The organism is Streptococcus parasalivarius (genome assembly GCF_054785155.1).
Genome location: NZ_BAABOB010000006.1, coordinates 101,324 through 117,895, shown reverse-complemented (window position 1 = coordinate 117,895; position 16,572 = coordinate 101,324). Strand labels below are relative to the sequence as shown.

The window sequence follows — 16,572 nt, the reverse complement described above, 5'->3', positions numbered from 1 at the left end:
GGAAGAGGATAGCTTATGATTTCAAGTTTACATCGACCAACCTTGGCAAAGGTTGATCTATCAGCAATTTCAGAAAATATTGCACAAGTGGTTAGTCACATCCCTAAACAGGTAAAGACTTTTGCAGTTGTTAAGGCCAATGCTTATGGTCACGGCGCTGTCGAAGTGGCCAAGCATGTGTCTAAGCAGGTGGATGGCTTTTGTGTTTCCAACCTAGACGAGGCGCTTGAACTCCGTCAAGCTGGCTTAGAACAACCGATACTTATTTTAGGAGTAGTCTTGCCAGGCGAGGTTCCTTTGGCTATTCAAGAAAACATCACGCTGACGGTAGCTTCCCTTGAGTGGTTGGAAATGACTAAGAATCAAGGGCTTGATTTGACTGGTTTAACCTGTCATATTAAGGTTGATTCAGGTATGGGTCGTATTGGGGTGCGTATCCAAGAGGATGCGGATAGCTTGATTGCTGGTCTGAAATCACTTGGTGCGGATGTCGAAGGTATTTTTACTCATTTTGCAACGGCTGATGAGGCAGATGATAGTAAATTCAAGCGTCAATTGGTCTTCTTCACGGATTTGGTTAATAACTTGGTGGACCGTCCTCGCTTGGTACACGCTAGCAACTCTGCGACAAGCATCTGGCATGCAGAAACAGTCTTTAATGCGGTACGTCTGGGTGTTGTTATCTATGGTCTCAATCCTAGTGGCAGTGCTTTAGACCTTCCATATAGGATTCGTCCTGCTTTAAGTTTGGAGACTGCACTTGTTCATGTTAAGACCCTACCAGCAGGTCAAGATGTGGGTTATGGTGCAACCTATACGACGACAGCTGATGAGGTTATTGGAACGATTCCGGTTGGCTATGCGGATGGTTGGACCAGAGATTTACAAGGTTTCCATGTTATTGTGGATGGACAGCTTTGTCCTATTGTTGGGCGTGTGTCTATGGACCAGATTACCGTTCGTCTTCCTAAGGTTTATCCCCTAGGAACTCCTGTCACTCTTATGGGTGAAAATGGTGGAGCAAGCATCACTGCGACAGAGGTGGCTGAAAAGCGTGGTACTATCAACTACGAAGTTCTTTGTTTACTTAGTGACCGTGTACCTCGTAGCTATGACTAATAAAAATAAAAAGAGAAATCCAGTTTGATGCTGGATTTTTTGGTTTTAGTGAAGACCATTTTCATGTGTTATAATAGCTGATAAGGCTTCCTTTTTCACGGGAAGAAGAACATGATAGAAATGATAGAGGATATGATTCAACTAGATTCACCAATTGCGGATTTGAAAGGCTTTGGGCCTAAGTCCGCTGAAAAATTTACCAAATTAGATTTATACACGGTTGGGGACCTCTTGCTTTATTTTCCTTTCCGATATGAGGATTTTAAGAGTAAGTCTATCTTTGAACTGATGGATGGCGAAAAGGCTGTTATTACGGGAACAGTGGTGACGCCTGCCAATGTGCAGTATTATGGCTTTAAACGGAATCGTCTGAGTTTTAAAATCAAGCAAGGAGAGGCTGTGATTGCCATTAATTTCTTCAATCAACCTTATCTTGTGGACAAGATTGAGATGGGGGCAGAAGTGGCTATTTTTGGCAAATGGGACCAGAAGAAGTCTGCTGTGACTGGTATGAAAGTCCTAGCTCAAGTTGAGGACGATATGCAGCCAGTCTACCATGTGGCCCAGGGTGTTAGTCAGGCCCAACTGATAAAGGCCATAAAGGCAGCTTTTGATAGTGGGGCCCTTAATTTGTTGGAGGAAAATCTCCCTCAGGTGCTGCTGGACAAGTACCGTCTCATGGGACGTCAAGAGGCTGTGCGTGCCATGCATTTTCCGAAGGATTTGGCTGAATATAAGCAGGCTCTACGTAGGACCAAGTTTGAGGAGCTCTTTTATTTCCAGATGAATTTACAGGTGCTGAAGGCTGAAAATAAGTCCGAAACCAATGGTCTAGCAATTGCTTACGATGAAGCCAAAATCAAAGCCAAAATTGCAGCATTACCATTCCCCTTAACAGTGGCCCAACAGCGTAGTTTATCGGAAATCCTAGCTGATATGAAATCTGGGGCTCATATGAACCGTCTCTTGCAAGGAGATGTGGGCTCAGGGAAAACAGTTATCGCTAGCTTGGCTATGTATGGGGCCTATACGGCAGGATTTCAGTCTGCCCTCATGGTACCGACGGAAATCTTAGCAGAGCAGCATTATCAGAGTTTACAGGGGCTTTTTCCTGAGTTAGAGGTAGTGCTCCTAACTTCTGGAATGAAGGCGGCGAATAAGAAAGTCGCCCTTTCCAAAATCGAGTCTGGGGAGGCTCAGATGATTGTGGGAACCCACTCGTTGATTCAAGATGCAGTGACTTATCATAGTCTTGGGCTAGTCATTACTGATGAACAGCACCGTTTTGGGGTTAATCAACGTCGTATTTTCCGTGAGAAAGGTGATAACCCTGACGTCCTTATGATGACAGCGACCCCTATCCCTAGGACTTTGGCAATCACTGCCTTTGGGGAGATGGATGTATCTATCATTGATCAGATGCCGGCTGGACGTAAGCCCATTATTACCCGTTGGGTCAAACATGAGCAGTTAGATACTGTATTGACTTGGATTAAGGGGGAGTTGGAAAAAGATGCTCAGATCTATTTTATTTCTCCCCTGATTGAAGAGTCTGAGGCTCTTGATTTGAAAAATGCGGTAGCTCTTCATCAGGAACTCACAGAGTTCTTTGGGGATTCAGCTACAGTAGCTCTGATGCACGGTCGTATGAAAAATGATGAAAAAGACCAAATTATGCAAGATTTCAAGGACAGAAAATCTCAGATTTTAGTATCAACCACAGTTATCGAAGTAGGGGTTAACGTGCCAAATGCTACAGTTATGGTCATTATGGATGCGGATCGTTTTGGACTTAGCCAGCTTCACCAGCTTCGAGGGCGTGTAGGTCGTGGCGATAAGCAGTCCTACTGTGTTTTGGTGGCTAATCCTAAAAATGATACTGGTAAAAAACGCATGCAGGCCATGTGTGAGACTACGGATGGTTTTGTTCTAGCTGAGGAGGATCTTAAAATGCGTGGCTCAGGTGAAATCTTTGGGACACGTCAGTCAGGTATTCCTGAATTTCAGGTGGCCGATATTGTGGAAGACTACAATATCTTAGAGGAAGCCAGACGGGTAGCTAGCCAAATTGTATCTGACCCTAACTGGCGAGAGAATCCTGAATGGCAGGTGCTAGGGGCACATTTGAGAAGCCAAGGCGAGTTTGATTGAGGAGGAAACTAATGAACAAAAGACGGTTAAAACTCGATTTTTTTGCTATCTTGCATCCCTTATTTCTTATGATGTTAGGTCTTATATTTTATTTTTTCGCCTTCATCTTGACTTGGTTTATTACCGAGTTGGAAAAGATGATACAAGGAAAGATAGACTTTCATACCCTATATCTTTATTCACTTCTTATCTCTCTAGCTTGTTCGGTATTACTGATTATGTACGTCGCGGGTCTTATAGCTCAACTGATTATCCATATACAACATCAAAAGGAAAGAACGCTTTTGCCAGTCTGGTGCATGCTTACAGCTGTACTGATGCTTGTGCCACTATTCGAAGATTTTAGTATCTTAGGCTCGTCTTGGAATTTTAAAGGGTATTTTCTTTCCATAGTTGCCTACATTGCCTATCTCTTTACAAAGCTACCCAAGGTTATTGAAAGTTACCGCTATCATGCGACAATTCGTTATGCTGTCTGGGTGGCTTTGGTACTGGGCATTATCTTATCAATGTTATAGACATATCAACTCTCAGTGAACAACTGAGAGTTTTAAGTTTCTTTCAAGCTTATTACAAGCTTTCTTTAAGTTAGAGACCCTATAATAAAACCATCAAAACGAGATAGGTTTTGATAATAAAACGTTTTGGCTAGGCCGAACCATTCTTACGAAGGAGGACATAACAATGACAGTAAAAATAAAAGTAACCTACAACCGAAATTTCCAAAAGCATCCTCAAGACTTTAAGGTTTATCAAAACTAATATTGATGCTAGGAAGAGGCTAAATTTCCCCATATTCTACAACTTTCATCCCTCATTTTCCAAAATCCCTTTTTCCTTTTTTTCATTACGTAGAATCCCTCTTCTTAAAATCATAAAAAGTCTAGACGGAAGCATGACCAGTCTAGGCGATTAAAATAAGTAAGCTAACCAGTTGAGATTTTCTTGACTGGTTTTTATTTTTTTGATTTTTAGACAAAAAATATCGAAAAACGATAAAAATGTGTTGACAAGGAGAAATAAAGAGTGTAATATATAATTATCGAAAAAACGATAATAAGTTTTCGATAAAGATAATCTTATTCGCGAAAAAGAGAAATTATTTACTAAAACTATTTAACAAAGGAAAAATTTATCATGAAAACACTTAAACCAATCATCAACGCTCTTCTTATTCTTCTCATGGCAATCTACGGTCTTGCAATGCTTGCTTTACTTATCCTTCCTTTTGTGAATGTGGCCAATCTTTTCCCAGGTGCAGAGGTTCAATACCTTTCTGGTTGGGGTTACTGGCTGGTCGCAGAGCTACAATTTGCCTTCTATCTTGCCTTGATTTGGCTCCTTCGTAAAGAGCTTAAAGACTTTACTTGGAAGGCGCTTTGGACAGAAGATTTCTCTCTTTTCTTGAAAAAGGCTGCCCTTCTAACCTTTGTGCCATCAGCCTTGAATATCTTCTTGCAGTTGGGAACGACAGATCACCTAGTAATGGACTTCAGCACATCAGTTTGGCTCTTCTTGGTCTCTCTAGCTTGTGATGCTATCCGTCTTCGTAAGGGACAAACAGCTGTCAAATAATTGAATGTATCTTAGTTGAAAAGTAGTAAAATCTTATCTATAAACTAGTATTTTATATTGATATTCGATATAATTGATACTGTTAATAGTTAGCTGCTGATTTAGTATAAGGTCAAAGGCTCCTAGAGGCACCTTGGCTTTTTCTAGTCTATACTCCCAAAAAATCAAAATGTATTTACAATCGAGGTAACACATGACAACTATCTTATTCTATTTTTTAATCGTCCTAGCCTTGGCTGGCTCTAGTTATTATGGTTGGAAATCGGCTAAAAGTGCTAAAAATCGTCAGGAGACGCAAGAACAAAAACGTCTGCGTAGTGTTCTCCTGTTCGTTAATGTCCTCCTTTTTGCGGGCTTTTTAAGTCTGGTTATTACCATTCTTAATGACGCCTTTATTCTGACTGGTCATGAAGGACTCTTACAACAAGGTTTGCGTATGCTTCTCGGTTCGGGAGTTACCGTGAAAAGTAGTAGCACTAGTCTGACGCTTTTTGCAGCAACCATTGATTTCCTTCGTATGGTAGTCAACATAGGTTTCTTGTTGTGCCTACGTGCCTTTCTGATTAACCTTTATCGTTCTGATATTTTCATCGCTAAAAATGCTAAGTTGGTTCGTTGGTCAGCGCATTTGCTAGTTCTTGGGGCTTTTATCAATAATGGTATCTTTACATTTGGAACTGGCAACCAGAGTTATAGTTTCTTTAACATTAGTTATTTGCTAGTTAGCTTTGTCCTCTATGCTGTCGCTATGATTTTGACTAAGGCTAATGCCATTGCTGAGGAAAATGAGTATACGATTTAGGAGGGGCTTATGATTATTGTCAATTTGGACGTTGAACTTGCCAAGAAGAAGATGCGCTCGGGTGAGCTGGCAGAACGGATTGGTATTACCCCAGCCAATCTCTCGGTTCTTAAGACAGGCAAGGCCAAGGCAATCCGTTTTACAACTCTAGATGCTATTTGTAAGGAGTTAGATTGCCAACCAGGAGATATTCTTGAATATAGATCAGATGAAGAAAACTAAAAGCCTGAAGCAGTTTAGTCACTTCTATAGTGACCATGCTTCAAGCTTTTTTTATTTTTTCTTCAACCATGCGACCAGGGCTAGACTGGCTAGCACGGTACCACAGACCATGGCGATATGTGTTTTTGAGATGGTTAGTTCATAGTGGAAATCTTTATTTTCCAATTTATCGGTTGCTTCAATGCTAAGTTTCATGTCTTATCCCTCGATATAGTCTTTCAATTCTTGACCTTTGAGTCCGGCACTGAGTGCGATGAGGAGTTTGAGGCGAGCTTTTGGTGCATTGAGTTCTTTAACAAACATAACACCAGCTTCTTGGAGTTTGACCCCACCCCCTTCATAGGCGTAGACAGGTTCGGCGATACCGTTGAAACAGCGGGAAACGAGCACAACAGGGACTCCTTTGTCCATAAGATTTGTGATTTCACCTGCAGCTAGTGGTGGGAGGTTTCCAGCACCCAGGGCTTCGATGACGACACCGTCAATCTTCTCAGGATCCAGGAGACTGATGATACCATCTCCAATCCCCATCCCTGCATAGGCTTTTATGATTGGTACTGTTCCTGTAATTTGTTCCAAATCAAAGCGAACACGAGGCTCAGCAGTTTTGAACCAGAGGATATTATGCTTCATGATGATGCCTAGTGGACCATGGGTTGGTGTGTGGAAGGTTGCCACGTTTGTGGTATGGGTCTTAGTCACATACTTGGCTGCATGGATTTCATCATTCATCACGACCAGGATTCCTTTGTCAGCGGCCTTGTCATCACTGGCAACACGTAGGGCTGAGAGATAGTTGTAGACCCCGTCGCTCCCTAGCTCGTTTGACGAACGCATGGCACCAGTTAGAACGATTGGAATTTCAGGGACGGCCATGGTATCTAGGAAGTAGGCTGTTTCTTCCAGGGTATCTGTCCCATGAGTGATGACCACACCATCATATTGACCAGCTGTTTCCTTGATTTTTTTGTAAATATCCAGCATGTGGTAGGGTGTGATATGTGGGCTAGGGATATTAAGAAAATCGAGAACGGTTAGTTCTAAATTATCTAAATCAATTCCCACATGGTTCATGGGATTATCAGCGTTTTGGCTGACTCTGCCATCATTATCCGCTGACATAGAAATGGTCCCTCCAGTGTGAAGGACTAGGATTTTTTTTGTCATTTATACTACTCACTGTCATATTTATGTTATAATTTATTTTAGCATAAAATGTTAGAAGGAGGGGAGCTCTGTGGCCATTAAAGCAGTCTTTTTTGATATTGATGGGACTTTTCTAAATGACCGAAAACGCGTGTCTAGTTCAACCAAAAAAGCCATCAGTCAAATGAAGGAAGATGGTATCTTAGTTGGTTTGGCAACAGGTCGTGGTCCAGGATTTGTCCAGCCTTTCATGGACAATCTGGGTCTGGATTTTGCTGTGACTTATAATGGTCAGTATATCTTGACCCACGACAAGGTTCTCTATCAAAACCAGCTCCCTAAATCAACTATCTACAACTTGATCCGCTATGCTACCAAGCACCGTAGAGAGATTTCTCTAGGGACTAGCACAGGACTGGTTGGTTCCAACATCATCAGTATGGGGACGAGTAAGTTTGGGCAAATGGTAAGCCGTATTGTGCCAAAGTCTTGGGCTAAGATGGTGGAACGTAGTTTTAAATCCTTAATTCGTCGTTTCAAGCCACAAAGCATGGAGACCCTCAAAACAATCATGCGCGAGCCTGTTTATCAGGTGGTTATGGTAGCGACAGTGGGTGAAACCCAGGCTATCGAGGAAAAATTTCCACACGTGAAGATTACACGTTCGAGCCCATATTCAGCCGATATCATTTCAGCTGGACAGTCTAAACTTAAAGGAATCGCCCATCTAGGTGAGGTTTTTGGTTTCGAACTCAGCGAGGTTATGGCCTTCGGAGATTCGGAAAATGACCTAGAAATGCTATCTGGTGTTGGTATTGGTGTTGCCATGGGAAATGGTGAGGATGAACTGAAAGATCAGGCTACCCATGTCACTGATACTAATAACCAGAATGGGATTGCCAAAGCCTTGTCACACTATGGTTTGATTCACTTTGAAACAGAGAATTCATTTACCAGTGATGATGACAACTTCAACAAGGTTAAGGATTTCCACCATTTGATGGATGGCTCAACTACCGATATGCCTCGTGTTTACGGTATTGAGGAAGCTAGTCACCGTTCGGACTTCAAGTTGGAAGAAATTGTCGAATTCCTCTATGCTTCATCAGGTGGGGACAAGCGTGTCTTTGGTCAGGCTGTTCTGGATTTGCATGCTGCTCTTGACAAGGCAGCACTCAAAGTTAGTTCTAAAGAGCACTCAGAATCAACTATGGTTGGTCAGGTGGATGCTTTGACTGATTTGCTTTATTTGACCTATGGTTCATTTGTCCTTATGGGTGTGGATCCTAAGCCTTTCTTTGATACGGTTCATGAGGCTAATATGGGTAAAATTTTCCCAGATGGCAAAGCTCACTTTGATCCTGTGTCTCACAAAATTCTTAAACCAAGTGATTGGGAAGCGCGATTTGCACCAGAACCACACATTAAACGTGAGCTAGATCGTCAGATTCAAAAATCTCTACAAAGAAGTAAATAAGAAGTTATAAAGGTTTGGACAGTTTGCTCCGAACCTTTTTCTAATAAAAATGACATTTATTAATGGCTTTATTTGTGATAGAATAAAGTCATTCTATGTATTTTTAAGGAGATTATTATGACTAAAGCAGATTGGTTAGATTTTTTTGAAGCTATCAATGGTCGTTCAGCGACTGAAGAAGAAATTGCAGCAGCACTTGCAGCTGGTGAGTTCCAAGATGACGCCCCAGCAGTAGAAAATGCTCCAGTACAAGAAGCGCCAGCGCAACCAGCTTTCGCTAGTGCCCAAGAAACACCAGTACAAGAGGCGCAGCCACAGCCAACTTTCGCTGGTGCACAAGAGGCGCAGCCACAACCAACTTTCGCTGGTGCACAAGAGGCGCAACAACAACCGACTTTCGCTGGTGCACAAGAAGCACAACCGCAAGCTCCTTTTGCAAATGCTCAGGCTGCTCAAGCACAACCAAGCTTTGCAGGGGCTCAAACTGCTCCAGTACAAGGAGTGCCAAATCAAGCAGTGCAACCACAAGGTGGTTTTGCGAATGCTCAAGTTGGTCAACAACCAGCTTTTGCTAACGGTCAACCGCTTCAACCAGGTCAAAATGTTCAATTTATCAATGGCCAAGCTGTAGTTGTTCCAGCACAACCATCAGCATTTGCGACAACTTTCAAAAATTACTGGACATGGTTGCTTAATGCATGGCGTCGTCCAGCTGACATGACAGACTATGGTAAACACAATGGTTGGCTTAACTATATCTTCTTGTCACTCTTCACTGGACTTGCCTTCTTTGCAATCTTGAGCGCTGTGGCACGTAAATTTATTAGCCCAGTTGTATCAACAACAAATGCATTGTCTAGTATGTTTGGTTCTTATGGAACAGATAGTTACTCATCTTCAATTTCAAGTCATACATCTAGCATTGGTTTTGGAGCCTTCTTCGCAAGTATCCTAGCTGCCTTCCTCTTTATCTTTGCTTTTATCTTGGCAGGATTTGTGACACGTAAGGCCATCTTCCGTGACCCTGAGACTACTTTCTTGAATAGCTTTGACCGTTTTGGTCGTTTGACATCATTAGCCTTGCCAATCTTGCTTGTAACAATCTTGTTGGGAGCTATTGGACTTGTTGCCTTCCCAGGATTCTTGTTCTATGTTGTTTACTTCTTATTTGCAATTGCTAATCTATTTACAATTGTTCCTGTAACAACAGCGTGGAAGGCTGATAAATTCTATCAAATGATTTTGGCAGCACTTTTGAATGGTGTCATTTTGTCAATCTTGTTTGCAATCGTATTTGCTATCATATCATCATTTACAGTAGGTCTTCTATTCTAAGTAAACCTCTGACGATTTTTGAAAAAGCAAGTTTATAGGAGTCTTTATGGCAACAAAAGAAAAGTGGATTGATTTATTTGAAAAGGCAGTTGGTCGTCCGCCCCATGCTTTGGAGATTGAAGAAGGCCAGAAAGCAGACTTTGACTTAAAGGCTATTAAAGGCATTGCCGCAATGGGTTTGGATCAGGAAGTTACTGCTCATGAACTAACAGAAGAAGTTGATGAGTATGACGTTGCCGAGGAAGTGTTTGAAGATGTACCGCTTGGTGATGAAGAGGAAACGACTCCTTTAGAAACTGAGGAGCTTGCACCAGTATCTCAAGCAGATCAAGGTCAAACTGAAGAGAATTCAGAGGCCGCTTCTAAAGAAGCACAAGCCATCTGGATGAAGGCTTTTAAAACCTATGTTGGACGTCAACCTCTTCCTGAGGAATTCCTACTTGGTAAGTCTTCAGGTTATGATGTGTCAACTATCCATCAGTTTATCTCAGATGGTAAGGCTGCGAAACCAGCCAAGCCAGCCATGGCTAAAGGAAAGAAAATCCTGATTATTGCTGGTGTTGTTGCAGCAGTCTTAGCGCTAGCTGGTTACGGCTTTGGTTCTTATTACTACTCACGTGGTCAAGTAGCAGAGCGTTATGGAGCAGCAGCTAAGAAGAATTTTAAAGATAGCTTGGAATACCAAGTATGGTCTGATACTAAAAAGGAAATTAAAACATCCGAAGTCAAGTACACAGACACTAAAAGTACACAAGCCTATAGCAAGAGCCAACTCCTGTCTGGCGAACGTATGCAAAAGGTTGGACGTCAGTTCCTTATTTTTCCTAAGTGGCGAGTCGTGGTAGATCCTGGAACGGTTGATTTGACTGTTAATACAGCTGATTTGAATGTGACTATTAACGGGGTTTCTTATGCGACTACAGATGGCAATAACTACACGGCTAAATTGAACCATCTCTATCCAGGAACCTATAATTTTGTGGCTTCTGGTAAGGTCAATGACCAAGATATCACGGTCTCATCTGAGGAAAATGTGACCTCTAAAACAGAAGTCAACCTTTCTGTAGAGTATCTTAGCTTTACTGTTAAGTCTAATCTTAAGGATGGAGACCTCTACGTTGGTGGTACCAAAGTTGGAACCCTTAACTCAGGGAAACTAGATGTTAACAAGGTAGCAGTAGCAGGTTCATCAGCTGTTTATGTTAAGAAGAATTTCGAAGATGGTAGCTCTATTAAAACAGAGACATTGTCTATTAAGAAAATCTCTGAAGGCCAAACGGTTACTCTTGATGCTGATGGTGTTCTTGACCGTGATACGGCAGACCGTCTCTTGACCGCTGCCTACGGTAAATTTGGTAGCTACGCTTCTAATCACAACACGACACCAGATGGTGTATCCGACATTTTCCTTAATGGTACTGATGATACCATGTACAAGGATGTAACGGCTGACATTGACAAAAATACTACAGGTGCTAAAAACCGTGCCGCTGATAGTATTACTTTCTCAGACGTTGACGTCACAGAAGTCGTTCAGACTGGTGAGAAGACCTTCAAGGTGACCTTCACAGCCGTTTATGATTTCTATTATGGTTATGATTCGAAATTCAAGTCATCAGGAGATATCAAAGATAAAATCTCTTGGTCTTGTAATGTGGAATACGTTGGAGACGATGATAGCGATTCTAGCAGTAGCAGTTCTGACTACAGCAACTATCGTATCAACGGCAAGGCTGGCGAATCACAAAATGTGAGTCGTGAAAATACTGTGAAATAACAGTTGCTTGCTCAGTTAGTTAGCGTTGAACGGATTACAAATAGGAGGTTAGTCCTCCAGACTAAAAAATGAAGAACTTGGCAATTGCCAGGTTCTTTTGTTTGTCTGTTATTACCTCTTAGGGGCTAAACCGTGCCTCTTACCTAAAAGGCCTTGTTTTGTGTAAAGCAGTTGTTATAATGGAAGCATCAAAAGGACAGGAAAGGAGTATTATGAAAGTTAGAATCGAATTGGACCCATCCATGGATGAGCCTGAAATCTTGATTCGAGCTCCTCGGTTAACACAGGAATTGGCCCAGCTCCAAGAATCTATTCTAAGGCAAAAGTTAGTTCCTTTAGCCTTTTACAAGGATCGAAGCGAATATTTTCTGGATTTGGCAAATATTCTCTTTTTTGAAACAGACGGGGAAAAGATTTTTGGACATACCAAGGATGAGGCCTATGAGGTGAAGCAAAAGCTCTACGAATTAGAAGAGTTGCTCCCGATTGCCTTTTGTCGGATTTCCAAATCGACGATTGTTAATGCTAAGCAGATTTATTCTTTAGAGAAGTCTTTTTCGGGGACTAGTACGGTGAATTTCTATCAGACCCACAAGCAGGTCCATGTATCAAGACGTTACTATCCAGTTTTAAAAGAACGATTAAACGAAACGAGGTAATATGATGAGAAAAAAATTAATTGGGATCCTCTTGATCCTTTTGGCAGCTTTGGTAATTGTACAAGACTATTTTGTAAAATGGGAAATTAGTATTTGGATGTTGGCCTGGGTGGTCTTGTTGGCCGTTCTTTCCCTTTCTAGTTTTTTGAAACGCTACTTTGGTTGGGGGTTCATCTATGGTGTTTTGGCTCTCTTTTCACTCAATGGCCAGTTTCACTTTCTTCCAGTATCCAATTCTGTCGTTATCCTTTCTTCCATTCTTGCAGTTATTGGCTTGAATATTCTCTTCAAACCTTCAGGTAAAGCGAAAAACCGTTTTGGTTTTAATGCTGGCGGGTCAGATGCTCAAAATGGTGGTAATGATATTGATGTGACTTTTTCCACAGTGACCAAATATCTCAATGACCAACACTTTACTCATGGAAGTGCGGATGTAAGTCTGGGAGAAGCGTCGGTTTATTTTGATAACTGCCGTATTGAGGGGCCGTCTGCCCAGTTTGATGTGGATGTTTCTCTAGGAAGTCTGAGTCTCTATGTGCCCAGTGATTGGCGGGTACATGTGAATGTGGATAACTCTCTTTCAGCTGTACAGCATGAGGAAAATCCTAGTAACTTGACTAGCAAGGATTTCTACATTAAAGGGGATGTTTCCTTGGGGAATTTAGAAATTATTTATGTTGGTGAGAATGTGATTGATTAAGTTAGTGGAGGGAACCTCTGATTAATATAATACCTATTGTTTTATCTCAACCCCTGTGATAAGATAGGCTCAATCTATTTTCAGGAGGGACAAAGTATGATTTCTACTATTGGTATTGTGAGCTTATCTAGTGGAATTATCGGTGAAGATATTGTCAAGCACGAGGTGGACTTGGGTGTCCAACGTCTAAAGAATCTGGGCCTCAACCCTGTCTTTTTGCCCCATTCACTAAAAGGATTAGACTTTATTAAGGAGCATCCTGAGGCACGTGCAGAGGATTTGATTCAGGCATTTTCTGATGATAGCATCGACATGATCCTATGTGCTATCGGTGGAGATGATACTTATCGTTTGCTTCCTTATCTTTTTGAAAATAACCAGCTCAAAAAGGTGATCAAACCAAAGATTTTTCTTGGCTTTTCAGATACAACTATGAACCATCTCATGTTACATAAACTAGGTGTCAAGACTTTTTATGGCCAATCATTTCTAGCAGATATTTGTGAGTTAGACAAAGAAATGTTGCCATATAGCCTCCACTATTTTAAAGAATTGATTGAGACTGGAAAAATCTCAGAAATTCGCCCTAGTAACGTTTGGTATGAGGAACGGACTGATTTTAGTCCCAAGGCTCTGGGAACACCTCGTATCAGCTATACAAATACAGGTTTTGACTTGTTGCAAGGAAATGCCCAATTTGAGGGAGAGATCCTTGGTGGTTGTCTCGAGTCTCTCTATGATATTTTTGACAACTCTCGATACGCCGATAGCACTGACCTCTGCCAAAAATACAAGCTTTTCCCCGACTTGTCAGACTGGGAAGGAAAAATCCTCTTGCTAGAAACAAGCGAAGAAAAGCCTGAACCGGAAGACTTCAAAAAGATGTTGCGGACTTTAAAAGAAACTGGGATATTTGAAGTCATCAGTGGACTCTTGGTCGGAAAACCTATGGATGAAACCTTCTATGACGACTATAAGGAGGCTTTAATGGACACCATTGATAGCAATATCCCGATTGTCTATAATCTAAACGTTGGCCATGCCACACCAAGAGCCATTGTTCCCTTTGGAGTCCACGCGTATGTAGACGCCACGGAGCAAGTCATTCGCTTCGACTATAACAAAGAAAGCTGAGATGAGTTTCTCAGCTTTTTTCAGAAAGTGGGACTGTCTTAGTTGATATAAGGCATGACAATTTAGGAGGGACAATAGCTCTGGGATTTCTAAGTTCATCCAGTCTATCAGATTGATTGACACTCAAGGGAGTGGGACAAGGAACAATTTTTAAAAAGTTGTTCGGTCCTACTCCCTTTTTTCCTATTTTATAGTCTCTTTATTTGTGATAATATAGTATAGTGAAAAAAACTAGACTGGAATAACTTTACTCTTTTGGAGTTTTATGTGACAGCGATGAATGGAGACAATCTAAGCGGATGCCTGCTTGGAGCTATAGTCAAGAAAACTCAAAATGAGGAATGAGGCTAGAAGGGAAATTGTTATGAGAAAGAAAGCGATTGGTATTGATTTAGGAACAACCAACTCCGTCATGGCTGTTGTTCGTGAAGATGTGCCAGAGATTATTCCGATGGGAACGAATGACGATCAGGTCTTGCGTTCAGCGGTCTACTTCTCAAATATCGGTGGTAAAAACCATGTAGCTTTTGGTAAGGAAGCTATCGAGCGTGGAACAGAAATCGGAAGCACAGAAAATTTTAAATTTGACTTCAAGCGTGATATTGGTCGTCCGATTGCCAGTGACACACCAGATCATACACGTGTCAATTCTATTATTCTCTCTGCCTTGGTTTTGAACGAATTCCGTAAACGTGCTTATGTAGTTGGTCAGGAGATGGGCCAAGCAGATGGGATCAAGGATGCTGTCATCACGGTTCCTGCCTACTTTACGTCAGATCAACGTGCAGCAACGAAGACTGCTGGTCGTATCGCAGGATTTAACGTCTTGCGTATTATCAATGAGCCTACGGCTGCAGCTATCGCCTATGCCCACACTAAAAATGCTCAAGGAAATGTCTTGGTTTTCGACCTTGGTGGGGGAACTTTTGACGTTACTATCATGCGAGTGGCTGATCATGCTTATGATATTTTGGCAACTGACGGGAATTCACGTCTTGGTGGGATTGATTTTGACAAACGTCTTGTGGGCTACATTATGCAAGAGTTGGAAAAACAAGGTGTCAATATGACTAACCTTTCTGAGAAGGAAAAAATTCAACTCCAATACAAGGCTGAACAGATTAAGACAAGTTTATCTGTGAATGATCAAGCTCTCTATGAGCACTATGTTAATGGTCAAGGATATGGTGTTTTGATTACCCAGGCGATTTTCAATGAAATTACCTTGGATCTCCTCAAAGATACTGAAATCAAGGTACAGTCTACCCTGCAAGCATCTGGTTTGAAGTGGGAAGAGATTGACCATATTCTCCTTGTGGGTGGGTCTACACGCATGCCAATGATTCGTCAGATGATTCGCTTGATGAGTGGTTTGGAGCCTAAATTTGACCTCAATCCAGACACCATTGTGGCACAGGGGGCATCTATTTTGGCCGACCTTATTATCAACAATGAGGTTAGTTTCTCTGAGCATCAGGATGGTAAGACGACAGAAACTGACAAAGTGGTTGTCAAGGATGTGACCTCTCAGGGAATCGGTCTTCTCTTCAAGAAAAATCCAAACAAAAACTATAGCTTTGTGGGGGATTACTACAATAGTGTCGTGGTTCCACGTAATTCGGTCTTGCCTTTGGCCGTTACCAAGGATCTCTTTGCGGTTGTGGATGGACAGAGTAAGTTTAAGCTTCGTATCACAGAAGGAAATTACGAAAATCCATTTGCTGTGAAGATTTTGGGGCAAGTGGAAGGACAAGTGGCACAAGCACGTCATAAAGGCGAGCTCTTGGCGCAAGTTACCTATGCTTTTGACTCAGAACAAATTGTTAAGGTGACAGTTTCAGATCCTCGAAGCAATACTGTTGTGGCACGTTTTTCTGTTAACGCACAAGTCAATCAAACCCAAGAAGTGGTTAAGGAAGATTTGTCAGAACTTCAAGCTATTTTTGCTAAATTCATCTCATGATAGACTATTACAAAGCAATCGATACAGAGACAGGACAACAAGTGTCTTATTTAAGAGAGGTCAGCAACCGTATTTCTCCAGAGATGTCGGCTAAAGACTGTTTTACGGCTCTCTCCTTTTTACGTGAGGAGCTAGAGGACCTTTGGACTAACGGTACCTTGGATCAGGAAGGTGAGCGTCTGCGCAGTGAGCTTTATACGATTCGCTCTATCTTTTTCTCAGACCATGAAAAGCTACAATACGACCGAAAACTCAGACAGGCTCAGAGGAAGGCTCTGGAAACTGAGAGAGCAACGGCCACTCATACTACCAATCTATCAGGTAAAAAGGAAATTCCTTTTGAACCTGTTGCGGTGACTGATACCAAAGAGTCATCTCTTAAAAATTACGTATTCGCGGCCTTGGCCTTTGTGATTCTATTAAGCTTGATTCTCTTCTTAAATATCAATGTTATCGTTCTTATTATAGGCGCCATCCTTATTGTGGCCTTGATGTTACTTATGTCCTAGGAG

The 16,572-nt window shown here is 41.8% G+C and carries 16 protein-coding genes; 14 read left to right on the top strand and 2 right to left on the bottom strand.

Annotated elements, in window-relative coordinates:
• Positions 1-15 precede the first annotated feature (15 nt).
• The 6 genes from alr to ACYVQ1_RS07030 all read left to right on the top strand — a co-directional run bounded on the left by alr (position 16) and on the right by ACYVQ1_RS07030 (position 5,869).
• The gene (alr, locus tag ACYVQ1_RS07055; RefSeq protein ID WP_461250260.1) at positions 16-1,119 is read left to right on the top strand and encodes an alanine racemase; all 1,104 of its coding nucleotides are present in this window, start codon (positions 16-18) and stop codon (positions 1,117-1,119) included.
• A gap of 132 nt (positions 1,120-1,251) precedes the next feature.
• Complete coding sequence (recG, locus tag ACYVQ1_RS07050) at positions 1,252-3,270, top strand: ATP-dependent DNA helicase RecG (RefSeq protein ID WP_461250302.1); 2,019 nt, start codon at positions 1,252-1,254, stop codon at positions 3,268-3,270.
• A gap of 11 nt (positions 3,271-3,281) precedes the next feature.
• On the top strand, positions 3,282-3,788 hold the full coding sequence (locus ACYVQ1_RS07045) for a hypothetical protein (protein WP_461250259.1): 507 nt from the start codon (positions 3,282-3,284) through the stop codon (positions 3,786-3,788).
• A 619-nt stretch (positions 3,789-4,407) separates the two neighbouring features.
• The gene (locus ACYVQ1_RS07040; protein ID WP_347111323.1) at positions 4,408-4,845 is read left to right on the top strand and encodes a hypothetical protein; all 438 of its coding nucleotides are present in this window, start codon (positions 4,408-4,410) and stop codon (positions 4,843-4,845) included.
• 193 nt (positions 4,846-5,038) lie between these two features.
• Positions 5,039-5,647, top strand: coding sequence for a DUF2975 domain-containing protein (locus ACYVQ1_RS07035; RefSeq protein ID WP_060971686.1), 609 nt, complete (start codon positions 5,039-5,041; stop codon positions 5,645-5,647).
• Between the two features lie 9 nt (positions 5,648-5,656).
• The gene (locus ACYVQ1_RS07030; RefSeq protein WP_022496194.1) at positions 5,657-5,869 is read left to right on the top strand and encodes a helix-turn-helix domain-containing protein; all 213 of its coding nucleotides are present in this window, start codon (positions 5,657-5,659) and stop codon (positions 5,867-5,869) included.
• A gap of 51 nt (positions 5,870-5,920) precedes the next feature.
• Here the strand turns inward: ACYVQ1_RS07030 and ACYVQ1_RS07025 are convergent, their stop codons facing one another.
• Together ACYVQ1_RS07025 and ACYVQ1_RS07020 are read right to left on the bottom strand one after the other, a co-directional pair.
• Complete coding sequence (locus ACYVQ1_RS07025; RefSeq protein ID WP_171966960.1) at positions 5,921-6,064, bottom strand: hypothetical protein; 144 nt, start codon at positions 6,062-6,064, stop codon at positions 5,921-5,923.
• Between the two features lie 3 nt (positions 6,065-6,067).
• Positions 6,068-7,036 carry an asparaginase gene (locus ACYVQ1_RS07020; protein ID WP_461250258.1) on the bottom strand — a complete coding sequence of 323 codons (969 nt, stop codon included), beginning with the start codon at positions 7,034-7,036 and terminating at the stop codon, positions 6,068-6,070.
• Positions 7,037-7,106: 70 nt separating this feature from the next.
• Here ACYVQ1_RS07020 and ACYVQ1_RS07015 point away from each other — a divergent pair, with 70 nt between their 5' ends.
• The 8 genes from ACYVQ1_RS07015 to ACYVQ1_RS06980 all read left to right on the top strand — a co-directional run bounded on the left by ACYVQ1_RS07015 (position 7,107) and on the right by ACYVQ1_RS06980 (position 16,569).
• Positions 7,107-8,492, top strand: coding sequence for a Cof-type HAD-IIB family hydrolase (locus ACYVQ1_RS07015; RefSeq protein ID WP_461250257.1), 1,386 nt, complete (start codon positions 7,107-7,109; stop codon positions 8,490-8,492).
• A gap of 117 nt (positions 8,493-8,609) precedes the next feature.
• Positions 8,610-9,827, top strand: coding sequence for a DUF6574 domain-containing protein (locus ACYVQ1_RS07010; RefSeq protein WP_461250256.1), 1,218 nt, complete (start codon positions 8,610-8,612; stop codon positions 9,825-9,827).
• A 46-nt stretch (positions 9,828-9,873) separates the two neighbouring features.
• Positions 9,874-11,604, top strand: a complete 1,731-nt coding sequence (locus tag ACYVQ1_RS07005) for a zinc ribbon domain-containing protein (RefSeq protein ID WP_461250255.1) — start codon at positions 9,874-9,876, stop codon at positions 11,602-11,604.
• A 212-nt stretch (positions 11,605-11,816) separates the two neighbouring features.
• Positions 11,817-12,263, top strand: coding sequence for a LytTR family DNA-binding domain-containing protein (locus tag ACYVQ1_RS07000; RefSeq protein ID WP_461250254.1), 447 nt, complete (start codon positions 11,817-11,819; stop codon positions 12,261-12,263).
• Between the two features lie 4 nt (positions 12,264-12,267).
• Positions 12,268-12,963, top strand: coding sequence for a hypothetical protein (locus ACYVQ1_RS06995; RefSeq protein ID WP_461250253.1), 696 nt, complete (start codon positions 12,268-12,270; stop codon positions 12,961-12,963).
• A gap of 96 nt (positions 12,964-13,059) precedes the next feature.
• Positions 13,060-14,097 (top strand): S66 family peptidase, encoded by a 1,038-nt coding sequence (locus tag ACYVQ1_RS06990; RefSeq protein ID WP_461250252.1) that lies wholly within the window; start codon positions 13,060-13,062, stop codon positions 14,095-14,097.
• 364 nt (positions 14,098-14,461) lie between these two features.
• Positions 14,462-16,060, top strand: coding sequence for an Hsp70 family protein (locus tag ACYVQ1_RS06985; RefSeq protein WP_461250251.1), 1,599 nt, complete (start codon positions 14,462-14,464; stop codon positions 16,058-16,060).
• Positions 16,057-16,569: a hypothetical protein gene (locus tag ACYVQ1_RS06980; protein ID WP_461250250.1), complete on the top strand. Its 513-nt coding sequence runs from the start codon at positions 16,057-16,059 to the stop codon at positions 16,567-16,569. The genes ACYVQ1_RS06985 and ACYVQ1_RS06980 overlap by 4 nt, the downstream gene beginning before the upstream one ends.
• Positions 16,570-16,572 lie beyond the last annotated feature (3 nt).

What these genes read in the sequence shown, in the direction of transcription:
- alr (WP_461250260.1), top strand. Translation starts at nt 16, where the DNA reads ATGATTTCAAGTTTACATCGACCAACCTTGGCAAAGGTTGATCTATCA.
- recG (WP_461250302.1), top strand. Translation starts at nt 1,252, where the DNA reads ATGATTCAACTAGATTCACCAATTGCGGATTTGAAAGGCTTTGGGCCT.
- ACYVQ1_RS07045 (WP_461250259.1), top strand. Translation starts at nt 3,282, where the DNA reads ATGAACAAAAGACGGTTAAAACTCGATTTTTTTGCTATCTTGCATCCC.
- ACYVQ1_RS07040 (WP_347111323.1), top strand. Translation starts at nt 4,408, where the DNA reads ATGAAAACACTTAAACCAATCATCAACGCTCTTCTTATTCTTCTCATG.
- ACYVQ1_RS07035 (WP_060971686.1), top strand. Translation starts at nt 5,039, where the DNA reads ATGACAACTATCTTATTCTATTTTTTAATCGTCCTAGCCTTGGCTGGC.
- ACYVQ1_RS07030 (WP_022496194.1), top strand. Translation starts at nt 5,657, where the DNA reads ATGATTATTGTCAATTTGGACGTTGAACTTGCCAAGAAGAAGATGCGC.
- ACYVQ1_RS07025 (WP_171966960.1), bottom strand. Translation starts at nt 6,064, where the DNA reads ATGAAACTTAGCATTGAAGCAACCGATAAATTGGAAAATAAAGATTTC.
- ACYVQ1_RS07020 (WP_461250258.1), bottom strand. Translation starts at nt 7,036, where the DNA reads ATGACAAAAAAAATCCTAGTCCTTCACACTGGAGGGACCATTTCTATG.
- ACYVQ1_RS07010 (WP_461250256.1), top strand. Translation starts at nt 8,610, where the DNA reads ATGACTAAAGCAGATTGGTTAGATTTTTTTGAAGCTATCAATGGTCGT.
- ACYVQ1_RS07005 (WP_461250255.1), top strand. Translation starts at nt 9,874, where the DNA reads ATGGCAACAAAAGAAAAGTGGATTGATTTATTTGAAAAGGCAGTTGGT.
- ACYVQ1_RS07000 (WP_461250254.1), top strand. Translation starts at nt 11,817, where the DNA reads ATGAAAGTTAGAATCGAATTGGACCCATCCATGGATGAGCCTGAAATC.
- ACYVQ1_RS06995 (WP_461250253.1), top strand. Translation starts at nt 12,268, where the DNA reads ATGAGAAAAAAATTAATTGGGATCCTCTTGATCCTTTTGGCAGCTTTG.
- ACYVQ1_RS06990 (WP_461250252.1), top strand. Translation starts at nt 13,060, where the DNA reads ATGATTTCTACTATTGGTATTGTGAGCTTATCTAGTGGAATTATCGGT.
- ACYVQ1_RS06985 (WP_461250251.1), top strand. Translation starts at nt 14,462, where the DNA reads ATGAGAAAGAAAGCGATTGGTATTGATTTAGGAACAACCAACTCCGTC.
- ACYVQ1_RS06980 (WP_461250250.1), top strand. Translation starts at nt 16,057, where the DNA reads ATGATAGACTATTACAAAGCAATCGATACAGAGACAGGACAACAAGTG.